General features: G+C 32.4%; 13 protein-coding genes and 1 tRNA gene. 3 read left to right on the forward strand and 11 right to left on the reverse strand.

Annotated elements, in window-relative coordinates; translation table 11 throughout:
* Nucleotides 1-12: 12 nt before the first annotated feature.
* From HALSAC_RS0102415 to HALSAC_RS0102465, 11 genes are all read right to left on the reverse strand, one after another.
* On the reverse strand, nt 13-978 hold the full coding sequence (locus HALSAC_RS0102415) for a hypothetical protein (protein WP_027338929.1): 966 nt from the start codon (nt 976-978) through the stop codon (nt 13-15).
* A 19-nt stretch (nt 979-997) separates the two neighbouring features.
* Entirely contained in the window at nt 998-1759 is a 762-nt protein-coding gene (locus HALSAC_RS0102420) for an outer membrane lipoprotein-sorting protein (RefSeq protein ID WP_027338930.1), read from the reverse strand.
* A 47-nt stretch (nt 1760-1806) separates the two neighbouring features.
* The gene (locus tag HALSAC_RS0102425; RefSeq protein WP_027338931.1) at nt 1807-3438 is read right to left on the reverse strand and encodes an NAD(P)H-dependent oxidoreductase; all 1632 of its coding nucleotides are present in this window, start codon (nt 3436-3438) and stop codon (nt 1807-1809) included.
* An 80-nt stretch (nt 3439-3518) separates the two neighbouring features.
* The gene (locus HALSAC_RS0102430) at nt 3519-4715 is read right to left on the reverse strand and encodes an ABC transporter permease (protein WP_027338932.1); all 1197 of its coding nucleotides are present in this window, start codon (nt 4713-4715) and stop codon (nt 3519-3521) included.
* Nucleotides 4708-5394, reverse strand: a complete 687-nt coding sequence (locus tag HALSAC_RS0102435; protein WP_027338933.1) for an ABC transporter ATP-binding protein — start codon at nt 5392-5394, stop codon at nt 4708-4710. Before HALSAC_RS0102435 ends, HALSAC_RS0102430 begins: the two co-directional genes overlap by 8 nt.
* Nucleotides 5381-6169, reverse strand: a complete 789-nt coding sequence (locus tag HALSAC_RS16265) for a tetratricopeptide repeat protein (RefSeq protein WP_027338934.1) — start codon at nt 6167-6169, stop codon at nt 5381-5383. Before HALSAC_RS16265 ends, HALSAC_RS0102435 begins: the two co-directional genes overlap by 14 nt.
* Nucleotides 6170-6312: 143 nt before the next feature.
* The gene (locus HALSAC_RS16270) at nt 6313-7371 is read right to left on the reverse strand and encodes a sensor histidine kinase (RefSeq protein WP_027338935.1); all 1059 of its coding nucleotides are present in this window, start codon (nt 7369-7371) and stop codon (nt 6313-6315) included.
* A 4-nt stretch (nt 7372-7375) separates the two neighbouring features.
* Nucleotides 7376-8005: a response regulator gene (locus HALSAC_RS0102450; protein ID WP_027338936.1), complete on the reverse strand. Its 630-nt coding sequence runs from the start codon at nt 8003-8005 to the stop codon at nt 7376-7378.
* 136 nt (nt 8006-8141) lie between these two features.
* The gene (locus HALSAC_RS0102455) at nt 8142-9209 is read right to left on the reverse strand and encodes an AI-2E family transporter (protein WP_027338937.1); all 1068 of its coding nucleotides are present in this window, start codon (nt 9207-9209) and stop codon (nt 8142-8144) included.
* A 303-nt stretch (nt 9210-9512) separates the two neighbouring features.
* Nucleotides 9513-10427 carry a UV DNA damage repair endonuclease UvsE gene (gene uvsE / locus HALSAC_RS0102460; protein ID WP_027338938.1) on the reverse strand — a complete coding sequence of 305 codons (915 nt, stop codon included), beginning with the start codon at nt 10425-10427 and terminating at the stop codon, nt 9513-9515.
* A 78-nt stretch (nt 10428-10505) separates the two neighbouring features.
* A complete protein-coding gene (locus HALSAC_RS0102465) occupies nt 10506-10892 on the reverse strand; it encodes a Fur family transcriptional regulator (RefSeq protein ID WP_027338939.1) in 387 nt (128 codons plus the stop codon).
* A gap of 167 nt (nt 10893-11059) precedes the next feature.
* Between HALSAC_RS0102465 and HALSAC_RS0102470 the strand changes: the two genes are divergently transcribed.
* From HALSAC_RS0102470 to HALSAC_RS0102485, 3 genes are all read left to right on the forward strand, one after another.
* Nucleotides 11060-12019: an L-lactate dehydrogenase gene (locus tag HALSAC_RS0102470; RefSeq protein ID WP_027338940.1), complete on the forward strand. Its 960-nt coding sequence runs from the start codon at nt 11060-11062 to the stop codon at nt 12017-12019.
* 59 nt (nt 12020-12078) lie between these two features.
* Nucleotides 12079-12300, forward strand: coding sequence for a NifU family protein (locus HALSAC_RS0102475; protein ID WP_027338941.1), 222 nt, complete (start codon nt 12079-12081; stop codon nt 12298-12300).
* A 300-nt stretch (nt 12301-12600) separates the two neighbouring features.
* Nucleotides 12601-12677: transfer RNA gene (locus tag HALSAC_RS0102485), tRNA-Pro, on the forward strand.
* Nucleotides 12678-12829 lie beyond the last annotated feature (152 nt).

Below are 12829 nucleotides of genomic sequence, written 5' to 3' on the forward strand. Positions count from 1 at the left end.
AGACCATTAAAATCAAAATAAATCTACTATCATCTTAAACTTAACCTCCCAACCATCGAAACTATCAATAAAATCATTAAGATTAACTACTTCCAAGTTAGGAGTAAAATCATCCAATCCTAAATAAGATAAATTCAAGCTTCGCTGTTGGCCAGAATCATCTAAACTAACAGTATATGCCAAATTCCAACTCCAATCATTTGAAGTATTATTATTTCTTAACGACAAAAACAAAAAATCATCATCTTCACGATAATACTCTCCAATAATCAATTTATTCTCTGTATAATAACTAGCCCCTAATAAAAACTTTTCTTTAAAATCATCCTCTTCTAAATGATAATTAAGATTAAAGCTAGAATAAAAGAGTAAATCATTTAAAAAATCCTTAGAATAATCTACTCCTAAATTAAGTTCTTCTAAATCATCTTCTAAATAAGAAAGTACTAAACCATAATCACTTGTATATAATAATCTTTCCAGCTTAAACCAGCCACTAGATAAACTCTCATTGTCTTGATCCATAGCTAATCCAAAGTCTAAATCATAACCTCTATAAAAGAAATTTGCTTCTGTTCCTAAATAAATCTCATCATCTTCTAAAGGGTAAGTTGGAGAAGAGCTAAATCCTTCACTCCAGCCCCAATCTTTTTTTCCTACTTCTAAAAAAGTTGGCCCTAAAAAAGTACTTACCGTAGCTTGTTCTATCTGGGTTGAAAACTCACTTCCATCTAAATTCAAATCTAATCTATATTGATAATCCCCTAAAAGTCCCCAAACACCCAAATTTAGTTTAGAAGTATTAGCAATCATATCTATATCCTCTAATTGACCAGTTGATTGATTTATTCTTTCTCCCCTAATATAACTAAATTCATTGGCCAACTCACCACTTATCTCAACTGCTCTAACCTCAACTGATAGACAAAATAACATTAGTAAAATAACCAAGGAAAAGTTCATCTTAAACCTCTTCATCTTTATCACCTGCCTTTGATTACAATTGGTTCAAAATCAATTCTATATCCCCCATCCGATTAGATTGAAATAGCCTACTAGGCAAATCTTTTTCTACAATATCTATATATCTAAGCTCAGTTTTACGATCTCTATTTTGTAATAAATCCTCAATTATTAAATCAGCAATCCTATGACCATTAACGTCTCGATATTCTTGATAACTTACCTTTCTAAGTTGAGTTCCTCCTGAATCCTTTAAGATTACAGCCTTAAAATAACCATCATTAGTAATTCTAACCTTGGCCCGCTGATAGACCATAGCTCTTTCATTAGCTTTAAGCTCTAAAATATAATCTTTATCTTCTCTACTTACACCTTTAATTCCATAATCATTATAATAATCAAGTCCTACAGTTTCACCAATTCCAGCATCTCCAAATAGTCTTTGATTAGCCGAAACTCTAATTGGTCTTCTCAGTCCGTCTTGATACATCCAAGTATTATAACCGACTACTAAATACCTTTGATCCCTTAATCTTTCAGGGCCAACAAAGGTAGCCAACTGCTTCTCTCCAGCTTGATAAAGATAAACCTTTAAATGTGCTCTATCTTCTTCTCCATCTTCCCGAACAATATTTTCTATTTCTAAGATATAAGAACACGTAAAATTACCTCTATTATAAGCTAACTCTAACAAATCTTCTGCTTCTTTTAAACTAATTGCTTCTATAGGAACAGATACAAAAACCACTAATAACAATACAATTAACCCTTTTTCAATCCAATTTTTATTTATCATATACTTCCCTCCCGATTTATTTTAATTTATATATCCCTACTAAATATTCATCTTTTAGCCAAATACTCAGGATAGTAGTTAGAAAAGAAGCCAGTAAACTTTAAACCTAAGATAATCAATAAATAAAGCAAGGGGGAGAGGTTCATATAACCATAACTCTTTAAAGCTATTACTACTAGCACCTGTATAAAAAATATTCCAACCCAAAATAGAGTTATTATATTATTAGTTCTAATGAATATAGGATTTTTCTCCATAGCTTTAGGATAATCATACTTTGAATATTCACTAGTTAAAGGCTTATTAATAAAAACTGAAGTTAACCAAATTGCTGCAATTGAAAAGTGATTGAGTTCAATTCCAATATTCTTTATATCTACATATCCAAGAAGCCCTATGATAGATAGAATAGAAAAGTAAAGAAGGTTAGATCTCTCAAAATAACTAACCTCATACTTATTCCTCTTTAAAAAAACTATAACTAAGCTGACCAAAAGAGGGAGTACAATTCCTAAAAAGAGGCTTCGCTCTATGAAGATCCAAGAAAATATCCAAGGTATAAAGGATAGGTTCATCGCTTTTATCCCTGTTAGAAAAGAACTCTCTTTAGCTTCTATAGAAATATCAGAAGTATCAAAATCATCATCATCTCCAGAACCAAAGAAGTTATCCAGCTCCATCATCAACTTAAAGTCTCCCTCAACCTTATAAAGTCCATCCATCATAGCCTTGGCCCCATCTAGCCGACCATCAGATATCTCCCGCCAAACCTCTGTAGTTGTGACTACCTTAGTTCTAAAGTCTCCACTCTTTCCTTTCTTCAACTCACAACTTCGATCTTTAATAATAAAGTGATTAACTTCTTGAGTATCGGTAAACTCAAATTCTAAGATACATTCTAAGTCACCAGCACCTTTAGGGTTGAAAGTATGTTTCATCAAATTTAAGAGATGATATCCTTGCTCTGATTTGTATTTGTTTTCTTCTTTCTCATCATACCTTGAATTTGCCATATCTAAAAAATCATCCATAGGTACAAGGGGCTTCTTCAAAGTCTGCTTTATCTCATCACTAAAAGAAGCTTCTTTAACAAACTCTCGACCACTTTGGCGAACTGCTTCTAAATACCAAGCTATTCTCCTCTCTAAAGCTTTAACTGAGAGCAGCTCTCCCATTACAGTTAAGATTCTCTCATCTATAGAAGCAACCTTATTAAACTCTTCTATTAAAACCTCAAAGTTATGATCTTCAGGAAAACCAGCGGTAGAAATTAATACTTCTTTCTTCTCCTTTACTTCATACCTTCCTGGATGACCATAAACACCATCACAATCAACTATCTCTGGTTTAGCCAAAGGAAGTGTTCTTTCGATAAACCTCTTAGTTAAAGATGTCATCCCATAATGGTAAAGAGGTGTTGCCCAGATAATCATATCTGACTTTAACAACTTAGGAATTAATTCATCCATACTATCTCTAAAGATACACTTTCCAGGAGTCTTCTCCCAACAAGAAAAACAACCTGTACATCCATTAATTTCTTTATCTTTCAATTCCACATAATCTATCTTAAAATCTGAAATTTCATCCTTAACCCCTAAGATGAAGTTATCTACCAACTTTGCCGTATTTCCTTTCTTACCTTTAGGGCTTCCATTTAAAATTAATATTTTCTCCATTTTCACACCTCTCTATATTTTTATTTGTTAAACTAAATTAATATATAGTGACAAAATTTAATTATCAACTCTAAACCCATCTAAACATACCTTAAGGTCTCAACAACATTTAACCTCGCTGCTTTGAATGCAGGATAAAGAGCCGATAATCCAGTTGAAATCAAAACTAAAAAGAAAGGAATAATCCCATTTTTAACTGCCATATTAATAGCAAAAGGAACCTCTTGGCTTGCATCTGGAGGTAGATAGGTTAGATTTGCCCCATTAATCCAACTTCCTAGACCAAATCCACAAATAATTCCAAGCAACCCTCCAATAACCCCTAAAATCAAAGCCTCTTGAAATAACTGGGAAAAGACCTGACTACGTCTAGTACCTATAGCCCTAATAGTCCCAATCTCATTCATCCGTTCAAAAAAGGACATAGACATAATCTCTAAAATACTAAAGAAGACTAAAACAAAGATTATAACCGCTAAAAATAAGAATACCATATCGTAAAGTCCTTTAATCTGATAATAAGCTTCTGCTAAATCTAGCCAACTTTTAACCTCAACACTTAAACCTGCTTCTTCAAAATCTTTTTCTAAGTTATTTACTATTTCTTCAAGTTGAGCATTCTCATTTAAAGTAACCTTAAATTTATCTACGCCATCTACATTTAAAATCTCTTGAGCAAAGCCAATTGGTATTATTACAAAATTATTATCTGCCATACTAGAACCAGTCGAAAAGCCTCCAGTTACCTTTAAACTTCGAGCACTATAAGCACCTTGGGGAGTAGTAGTCATAATCGAAACCCACTCATCAATATCTACATTTAGTTGTTTTTTAACCCCACTTCCTAATAAAATCCTAGCTCGATCACCAAAAAATAGATTAGTTCCTGATTCAATCATTATTGATGACTCACTATCCAGCTCAATCCCCTCACCAAAGACAGGAATACTATTGTCTTCTGTTCCTAAGATTCCAGTAAGTCCAAGAGTAGGAGTATAATCTCTAATATCTTCTTCTCCACTAAATATCTCTTCAATCTTTACTATATCATCTCGACTTAATAATCTCCGCTTACTATCTTCAAGATCCCAAAATCCTTCTTTAGCTACCTGAAAATAACCATTACGAGCAACTTCCATCCACTTTAAACCTTGGTAGGTATCCTCTACATAACCTATAGCTAAAAATAAAAAGGTAGTACTGATTACGATAATAATTAAACTTAATAATGTCCGCCGTTTATTTCTTAAGATATTTCTTAATGCTATCTTAAACACCTATTCCCACCTCCTTTAATACCCCATCTTGAATCTTGAGCAATCGTTTAGCATAATCATTAATAGCCAAATCGTGGGTTACAACTATAAAAGCTACTTCTTTAGTTTGATTTAAATCAAGCATCAATTTAATAATCCCTTTACCAGTCTTGGTATCTAAGCTTGCTGTAGGCTCATCTGCTAAAACTACTTTAGGATCTGTTACAAGTGCCCTAGCAATTGCCACCCGCTGCTTTTGACCACCTGACAGTTGTGAAGGAAGATTATCCTTTACCTCCTCTAAACCTACCTGTTTTAAAATCTTATCTACCCTCTTTTTCCTCTCTGATTTATTTACTTTCTGTAACAACAAGGGATATTCAACATTCTCCCAAGCACTTAGGACTGGTATTAATTCAAAACTTTGAAATACTAGACCAACCTTATCCCGTCTAAGTAAAGTATTCTCTTTATCACTTAAACTACTTAAAGCTAAACCATTGATATATAGCTCTCCCTTAGTAGCCTTGTCAATTCCTGCTAATAAATTAAGTAAAGTAGTCTTCCCACTACCAGAAGGGCCATTAATCACTACAAAGTCTCCTGCCTCAATAGTCAAATTAGCCTCTTTTAAGGCTATAATTTCTTCTACCTGACTAAGATAAGATTTGCTTACTCCTTCAGCTTTAATAATTGACATAGTCAATCCCTCCCTCTAGTTCAGCTTTGGCCCATAGACTATTAGGGTAAATTTCTAGTGCCTTATTAAAGTACTCTTCTGCCTTAGTTATATCTCCTTCTTCTCGCATAATAACCCCTAACCAAATATAAGAGATAAAATTATCATGCTTATCATCACTAGCTAAGGCCCTATTTAAGCTTCTAATTGCTTTATTTCTATCTCCTCCACCAATCTCAGGCGCAAAGTAATAATAGTTCCCTAGCGAATTTAAAGCCCTATAATTACTGCTATCCATACTTACAGCCCTTTGTAGTAACCTTAAAGACGTTGGCCCGTATTGCATCACATACATATTACCCCTATAATTAAATTGTCTCATATATGAGTCTGCTAATAAAGAATGAGCCTGCGAGCTAGCCTCCTCTCTTAAAGCTTTTTCTGCCAGCCCTTCAGCCTTTTGAAAGCCAATGGCTGCCCTTCTATTTTCTCCTATCGCTTCATTTATTTCAGCTAATAAAAACTCTGTTCTCCCTTGCCAATAATAACTTTCATATTTATTATTAACCTCTGTAAAAACCTCTTTACTCTCCTCTAAAAGTGAAATTGCCCTATTAATATTTTCTTTTTGCTCCTTTTCCGTCTCACCCTTTGGATTATAATATAAGCTCCTAGCCTCTAAATATAGTTCTTCACCTTCATTTAAATTACTTTGAGCATCAACCTGCAAATTAATTAAAGTAAGCATTAGTAAACAGATTAAAATAGAAAATGATAAAGATTTATTTTTCTTCATTACTTTTATTCCTCCTTTATTTCTCTTTCTTACTTTAATTGTACTTTATTCTAAGAAAGCAATCATCTAGCTAAAGGAGTAATTTAAAATAAAAAAAGCAGGAGATTTATCTCCTACTAAAGTATGAAAATCTATTCTATATTTTAAATAATAACCTTAATAATGGTTCCCTCACCCAATTTTGAATTTATCTCAAACTTACCAGTTACCTCTTCTACCCTTTCTTCTACACCTTTTAAACCAAGATGACCTGCTTTATTCTTTAGCTGCTCAATATCAAAACCTTGCCCATTATCTTTAATCATTAATTTAGCAGATTCTGGTCTTAAAATAATTAGATTTATATTTACCTTAGTTGCTTTAGCATGTTTTATCACATTATTTAAAGATTCTTGAATTATTCTATATAAAGCCAATTTTACTTTATAACTTAGTAACTGCTCATCTCCTTTAAGAGAAGGTTTAATATCAAGATTATACCTTCCACGGTATAGATTAATTAAATCCTCAACAGCCACAAAAAAATCCTTATCTTCTAAATTATTTGGTCTTAATTCATAAATCATAAGCCGCATCTCAGTCTGAACTTCCTCAACCATCTCTTTTGATAACTTTATCACCTCTTTAGACTTTTTAATATCTATATCTAAAAATCCCTCTAGAGTATTTAACTGTAGGTTAATCCCAAATAGGTTCTGAGATACAGAATCATGCAATTCTCGAGCTATTCTATTTCGCTCTTCTAAGACAGCTAGTTTCTTATTTTCTTTCTCTAATCGAAGGGCTTCCTCCTGTTTATCTAATGCATAATAAAAAACAGAAATCATAACAGAAATAACTCCAACACCTAAACTAATATAAAATGTATAAGGACCAGATATAAAATCAGAAACAAAAATACTAAAAACTTTAACTACCAAATTATAAGTTACTACACTAACAAAAAAACTATTTATTATATGTAAAAATAAATTATTACGATAACAATAAATATATTCATTCAATAAAAGAGGCGTTATATTATTTATAACAAAGATGGAGTAACCTACTATACTTCCAAAAATAAGGTTGTTTAGTAATAATTTAAAATTGAAACCATTATAGGGATAGAAGGTGAAAAAATAAAACATTGTAACTCCAATCCCTATCAATATCGCCTGCTTAATCTCTCCAACTAAAATCTCTTTAATCTTATCCTTCATAGGATCACCTTTTCACTAAGTTATTATCAATAGCTTTAATTACAGCTTGAGTCCTATCATTAACATCTAATTTCTTTAAAATGTTGCTAACATGGGTTTTGACTGTTCGAGTTGATATATACAATTCTTCACCAACCTCTTTATTACTCTTCCCTTTAACTAAGCAAGCTAAGACATCTTCCTCCCTTGTAGTTAAAGGCTCTATACTAAGGTCTTTGCCAGTTGCTCTTTTCATTATCTTTTTAGCTATTCTTGGGTGTAAGACTGGCTCACCTTTACTTGCAGCGAAAATTGCTTCAACCAGCTTTTGAGGAGGGGAGTCCTTCATCAAATAACTCAATGCCCCAGCATCGATAGCTGCTATTATCTCTTCATCCTTACTAAAGCTAGAGAGGATAATTACTTCAGTACCTATACCCTCTTTCTTAATCTGGGCTGTTATCTCTATCCCACTAATATCACCCAAATGAAGATCAACAGTCGCAACATCTGGCTTTAACCGTTTAATCTCTTCGATAGCTTCTCTTCCGCTTTGGGATACTCCGATCACCTCTATATTATCTTGGGTAGAAAGATAACTCTCCAGCCCTTGTAAAACAAAAGGATGGTCATCAACTAAGAATACTTTAATCATATTAACCCCTACTTTCTTAATCTTTACTTACATTATACAACTAACATCAATAATAGTCCTCTACTTTTAGTCTAATTTTGATATAAAAAAGTAGGAGATTAATCTCCTACTTTAGTACTAGGTTTTCAAATATCATCTAGCAATTATCATTTGCTTTTTCATCAAAACACATAACCCTAATAACACCTCTTACTGAAGCATAAAATGGAACTGCAAACAAAGCACCCAAGACCCCAAACAATAAAGTTGCAATCAATATTATTATAATAATTATTACTGGATGTATATCAAGTTTACCTCCTTGCAAGATAGGCCTTACTACATTTCCTTCAAATTGTTGAACAATTAACATAAGAATAGCTACTTTAATTACCATGTCTAGACTAGTAGTTAAAGCTATAAAAAATGCAGGTAAGGTTCCAATTGCTGGCCCTAAAAAAGGAATTACTGATGCCACCGCCAACATAATTGATAAACCAATAGCATTAGGAACCCCAATGATCAAGTATCCTCCAAACATAATACAACCAGAAATAACACCAACTAAAAGTTGACTTGGAATATATATTCCAAATATTAAATCAATAGTAGATAATATTTCTTTAGCCTTTTCTTTATACTTTAATGGAGTAATTTCCATAACTTTATTAGCAAACTTTTCATCATCTTTCAAAAAATAAACCGTTAGAAATGGTATTAATAACATTATTACAGCAAATTGAGTAAGGGAAGCAAATGCACCAAAGAAGTCATATTCACTGACTCTTCTTACCCCCTCTTGAACAAAAGCAGTAATCCTTTCTCCTAAATCAAACTCACCTAAAAAGCCCAACTCTTCTATTTGACTAAACCCTTGATTTATCACACTTTCACTTACCTCATAATTGGAGAGAAAACGTATCAACCTTCTCATCTCGGTATATATTATACTCCCTCCAAAATAGGTAATAAAAGCAATTAACAATATCATTCCAATAAATGTTAATAATATGGAAAACCCTTTGTTTTTTATCCATCTCTGCAAAAATCTAACAACAGGTCGGAGCATATAATAAAAGAATGCAGCCATTAACATTGGGATACCTACTAAATAGATTATACTCTTTATATTATCTAAAAGATTTGGTATTTGAAGGCTTAAGAAGATAATAATTAAGATCATTATTATCCCACTCGCTATTCGAAAGAATCTATTACTAAACATATTTGCACCTCCGTTGATTTTTAAGATAAAAAACATCAGTAATCTTATAAGTAATTTTGATAATTATTTTATAAAGAAGATTATCCTTGCACTTGAAAATATTATATCACACATATTATTTAAGTTCTACTCTGCATATTATAGTAATATAGTTGCACTTTGTGCAACTGGTAATCAGTGATGAGTGAAGAGTAATCAACAAGGTCAAAACCTAAGAATAAAGGGTTTCTGGGCTTTTAAGGTTTTACTCATTACCCATTACTGATTACTCTTCACTAGTAATAAAGCTTTGCTTTATTACTATTAACTCTCAACCTTTATCTCTTCTCGCAATTTCAAAAGTGCTTTATCTTTATTCTTACATTCTAACATAATATCGAAATCTTTATCTGTTAAGCTCTTTAATAGATCTATATATTCTAAAAAATCATCCTTCTCTATATTATCAGCGTGACTGGCATATTTTTTTTCACTTTTAGGAGAGGAAAAATGAAGTTTAGGCTTTTCATCACCCCAAGTAGCGAAGATACGTGGAATAAGCTCTTTTAAATCTTCATCTTCTTGATGATTACAGTTAAAATGATGAATATCAAAGACCATAGGAATTCCTAAATCCTCTGCTATCTCTAAAACCTCTGTTGTATTATAGGTAGTATCATCATTTTCAATAATTAATCTACCTTTAATATCTTCAGATAACCTAGCAAAATTACTCTTAAACTTCTCTATAGCCTTCTCTTTATTTCCATAAGCTCCTCCAATATGGAGGACCATTTTATGAGTTCTATCTAAACCCATACCAATTAGTAATTTAGAATGGTATTCTAGATCATCTATAGCCCTGCTTACAATATCCTCTCTATTACTATTTAATACGGTATACTGTCCGGGGTGGGTACTAGTTCTCATACCATTCTTTTTAACATAATTACCAACCTCTAATAGATCTTTTTTTAAATCTAAGATATAGTCCCAACCCTCCATTATCGGATGAGTTGCTAGGGGAACAATATTTGAAGAAAAACGGTAAAAATTTATATTATGAGCTTTATTGAACTTTAAAATTCGTAGGGTGTTAGCTAGGTTCTTCTTTGCTATGGTCTTTAGTCTTATACGTTGGCCCTCAGAGGATAATTTCTTTAATGAATTTAATGTTATCCTGTGATTTGGAGAAGCATCTTTCAAACTCATATTTACACAAGCATATCCTAATTCCATAACTTTATTCCTCCTTGCAATAATATAAAAAAGACCTCCTAGATTTAGGAGGTTGAAAGTTGTTAATATGTTTAGTATTTACTTACACTCTTTACAATAACCAAAAAATTCACAGCGATGATATTTTACGTCTCCTTCAATTGCCATGTTTACTTTTTTATCCATATCTAAATCAACCTCAAAATCAACATCTTGAACTAATCCACACTCTAAGCAAGTAAAGTGATAGTGATTCTCTGTATTTGCATCAAAACGGCTATAACTGCTACCATAACTCAATTCAATAATCTCTCCCATTTCTCGTAAAACATTAAGGTTACGATAAATAGTTCCCAGACTAATGTTTGGAATTTCTTTCTTTACTTGGTCATATATCCAATCAGCAGTGGGATGAGATTTTGTAGCTTTTAAAACTTCTAATATCTTTTTTCTCTGTTTTGTCATTCTTCTTGTTGTCTTTTTCATCTTCTCACCCCTTTCGTTATCATATTATATATCAGCTTAATTATAACAATTATCGACTTTTGTGTCAATTAAAAAGAGGAATAATAATTATTATCGTCAATATATTAATATATAAGAAATTACTTTTTAGACAATACTATTAATAGAACTTCAAAGGAGGAAAAATAATGAAATGCTATAGAGAGAATGACCCAAATAAGATAGCTATTATCGGTGCTGGTGGAGTCGGTGCTACTACTGCTTATGCTCTAATGGTTCAAGGCATCGCTTCACAAATTGCTTTAATTGATATTAACAAAGATAAAGCAGAAGGAGAAGCAATGGATCTAAATCATGGTTCTTCTTTTATAAAGCCAGCAGAAGTATATGCAGGAGACTATTCTGATTGTAAGGGAGCTAATGTTATAATCATAACTGCTGGGGCCAACCAAAAACCCGACGAAACTAGGTTAGATCTAGTTAAGAAGAATACTGAGATCTTCAAAGAGATGATTCCAGAGATTATGAAGTATAATGATAATGCTATTATTTTAGTAGTTAGCAATCCAGTTGATATCTTAACTTATGTAACATTAAAATTATCGGGATTACCTAAAAATAAGGTTATCGGTTCTGGAACTGTATTGGATAGTTCACGATTTAGATCACTAATAAGTAGAAACTGTGAAGTAGCAGCAAGCAATGTTCATGGTTATATTATTGGAGAACATGGAGATAGTGAGGTTCCAGTCTGGAGTCTAACCAATATTGCTGGAACCTCTTTAGATAACTATTGTCCTGTCTGTAACTACAACTGCGGAAATGAGGATAGAAAAGAGATTGCCCATAAGGTAAAGACCTCTGCTTATCAGATAATTGAAAAGAAAGGGTCTACCTTTTATGCAGTTGCCTTAGCTGTAGCTAGAATTGTAAGATCAATATTAAGAGACGAAAACTCTATATTAACTGTCTCTAGCCTAATGGAAGGACAGTATGGAGTGGAAGATATCTGCTTAAGCTTGCCAACAATAGTTAATAGTTCAGGAATAAAACGGGTACTAGAGCTGCCATTAGATCCTGAAGAGGAGTCTGGTTTTATTAATTCAGCAAATACTTTAAAAGAAACTACTAAAAAATTAACTTTATAAAGGAGAATTATAATTAATCTAGAATATTAAAAAGTGTTATTAAAGGGGGTGATTTTACAATGAAAGAACGTGTAAAAGAAATTTTAGATAAGGTTAGACCATCTCTACAAGCTGATGGTGGTGATGTTGAGCTTATAGATGTTACAGAAGATGGTATAGTAAAGGTACAGCTTAAAGGTGCTTGTGCTGGATGCCCTATGTCACAAATGACTTTAAAGATGGGAATTGAAAAGAACCTAAAGGAAGCTATTCCTGAAGTAAAGGAAGTTCAATCTGTATAGTAATAAAGCAAAGCTTTATTACTAGTGTCAGTGTTAGTGTCAGTTAGGGTTTAAGTTCTTGAATTTACTGATACAGACACTGACACTATTTTTTATATACATCGCAACTCTTATAATAAATTCCTAAAAAAGCTTAAATAAATAAGGCTATTGTTTGAAATTTAATTGACAATGACAATCATTAATGATACATTTTTGTTAGCAAGATAAAATATTGTATAAATTTTTTCTTGACATCTCCGATTAAATTATCTATAATAATATTTGTCGCGTTTAAAGTGACGTCTCCATTAATCTTATCGGAGCATGGCGCAGTTTGGTAGCGCACCTGGTTTGGGACCAGGGGGTCGCAGGTTCAAATCCTGCTGCTCCGACCATTAAAATCAGTTGACAATTGATAATTGAAAATTGATAGTCTAAAATTTTTCAAGTTTTTAACTATCAATTATCCACTATCAACTATTAATTAAATGAATGTGCGGGAGTAGCTCAGTTGGCTAGAGCACCAGCCTTCCAAGCTGGGTGTCGC

Origin of the sequence: Halonatronum saccharophilum DSM 13868 (assembly GCF_000517025.1) — a bacterium.
Taxonomy (GTDB): domain Bacteria; phylum Bacillota; class Halanaerobiia; order Halobacteroidales; family Halobacteroidaceae; genus Halonatronum; species Halonatronum saccharophilum.

Bases quoted from the DNA above. Each gene is read 5' to 3' on its own strand.
- HALSAC_RS0102420 (WP_027338930.1), bottom strand. From the start codon at position 1,759: ATGATAAATAAAAATTGGATTGAAAAAGGGTTAATTGTATTGTTATTA.
- HALSAC_RS0102455 (WP_027338937.1), bottom strand. From the start codon at position 9,209: ATGTTTAGTAATAGATTCTTTCGAATAGCGAGTGGGATAATAATGATC.
- HALSAC_RS0102450 (WP_027338936.1), bottom strand. From the start codon at position 8,005: ATGATTAAAGTATTCTTAGTTGATGACCATCCTTTTGTTTTACAAGGG.
- HALSAC_RS0102435 (WP_027338933.1), bottom strand. From the start codon at position 5,394: ATGTCAATTATTAAAGCTGAAGGAGTAAGCAAATCTTATCTTAGTCAG.
- HALSAC_RS0102465 (WP_027338939.1), bottom strand. From the start codon at position 10,892: ATGAAAAAGACAACAAGAAGAATGACAAAACAGAGAAAAAAGATATTA.
- uvsE (WP_027338938.1), bottom strand. From the start codon at position 10,427: ATGGAATTAGGATATGCTTGTGTAAATATGAGTTTGAAAGATGCTTCT.
- HALSAC_RS16265 (WP_027338934.1), bottom strand. From the start codon at position 6,169: ATGAAGAAAAATAAATCTTTATCATTTTCTATTTTAATCTGTTTACTA.
- HALSAC_RS0102475 (WP_027338941.1), top strand. From the start codon at position 12,079: ATGAAAGAACGTGTAAAAGAAATTTTAGATAAGGTTAGACCATCTCTA.
- HALSAC_RS16270 (WP_027338935.1), bottom strand. From the start codon at position 7,371: ATGAAGGATAAGATTAAAGAGATTTTAGTTGGAGAGATTAAGCAGGCG.
- HALSAC_RS0102425 (WP_027338931.1), bottom strand. From the start codon at position 3,438: ATGGAGAAAATATTAATTTTAAATGGAAGCCCTAAAGGTAAGAAAGGA.
- HALSAC_RS0102470 (WP_027338940.1), top strand. From the start codon at position 11,060: ATGAAATGCTATAGAGAGAATGACCCAAATAAGATAGCTATTATCGGT.
- HALSAC_RS0102415 (WP_027338929.1), bottom strand. From the start codon at position 978: ATGAAGAGGTTTAAGATGAACTTTTCCTTGGTTATTTTACTAATGTTA.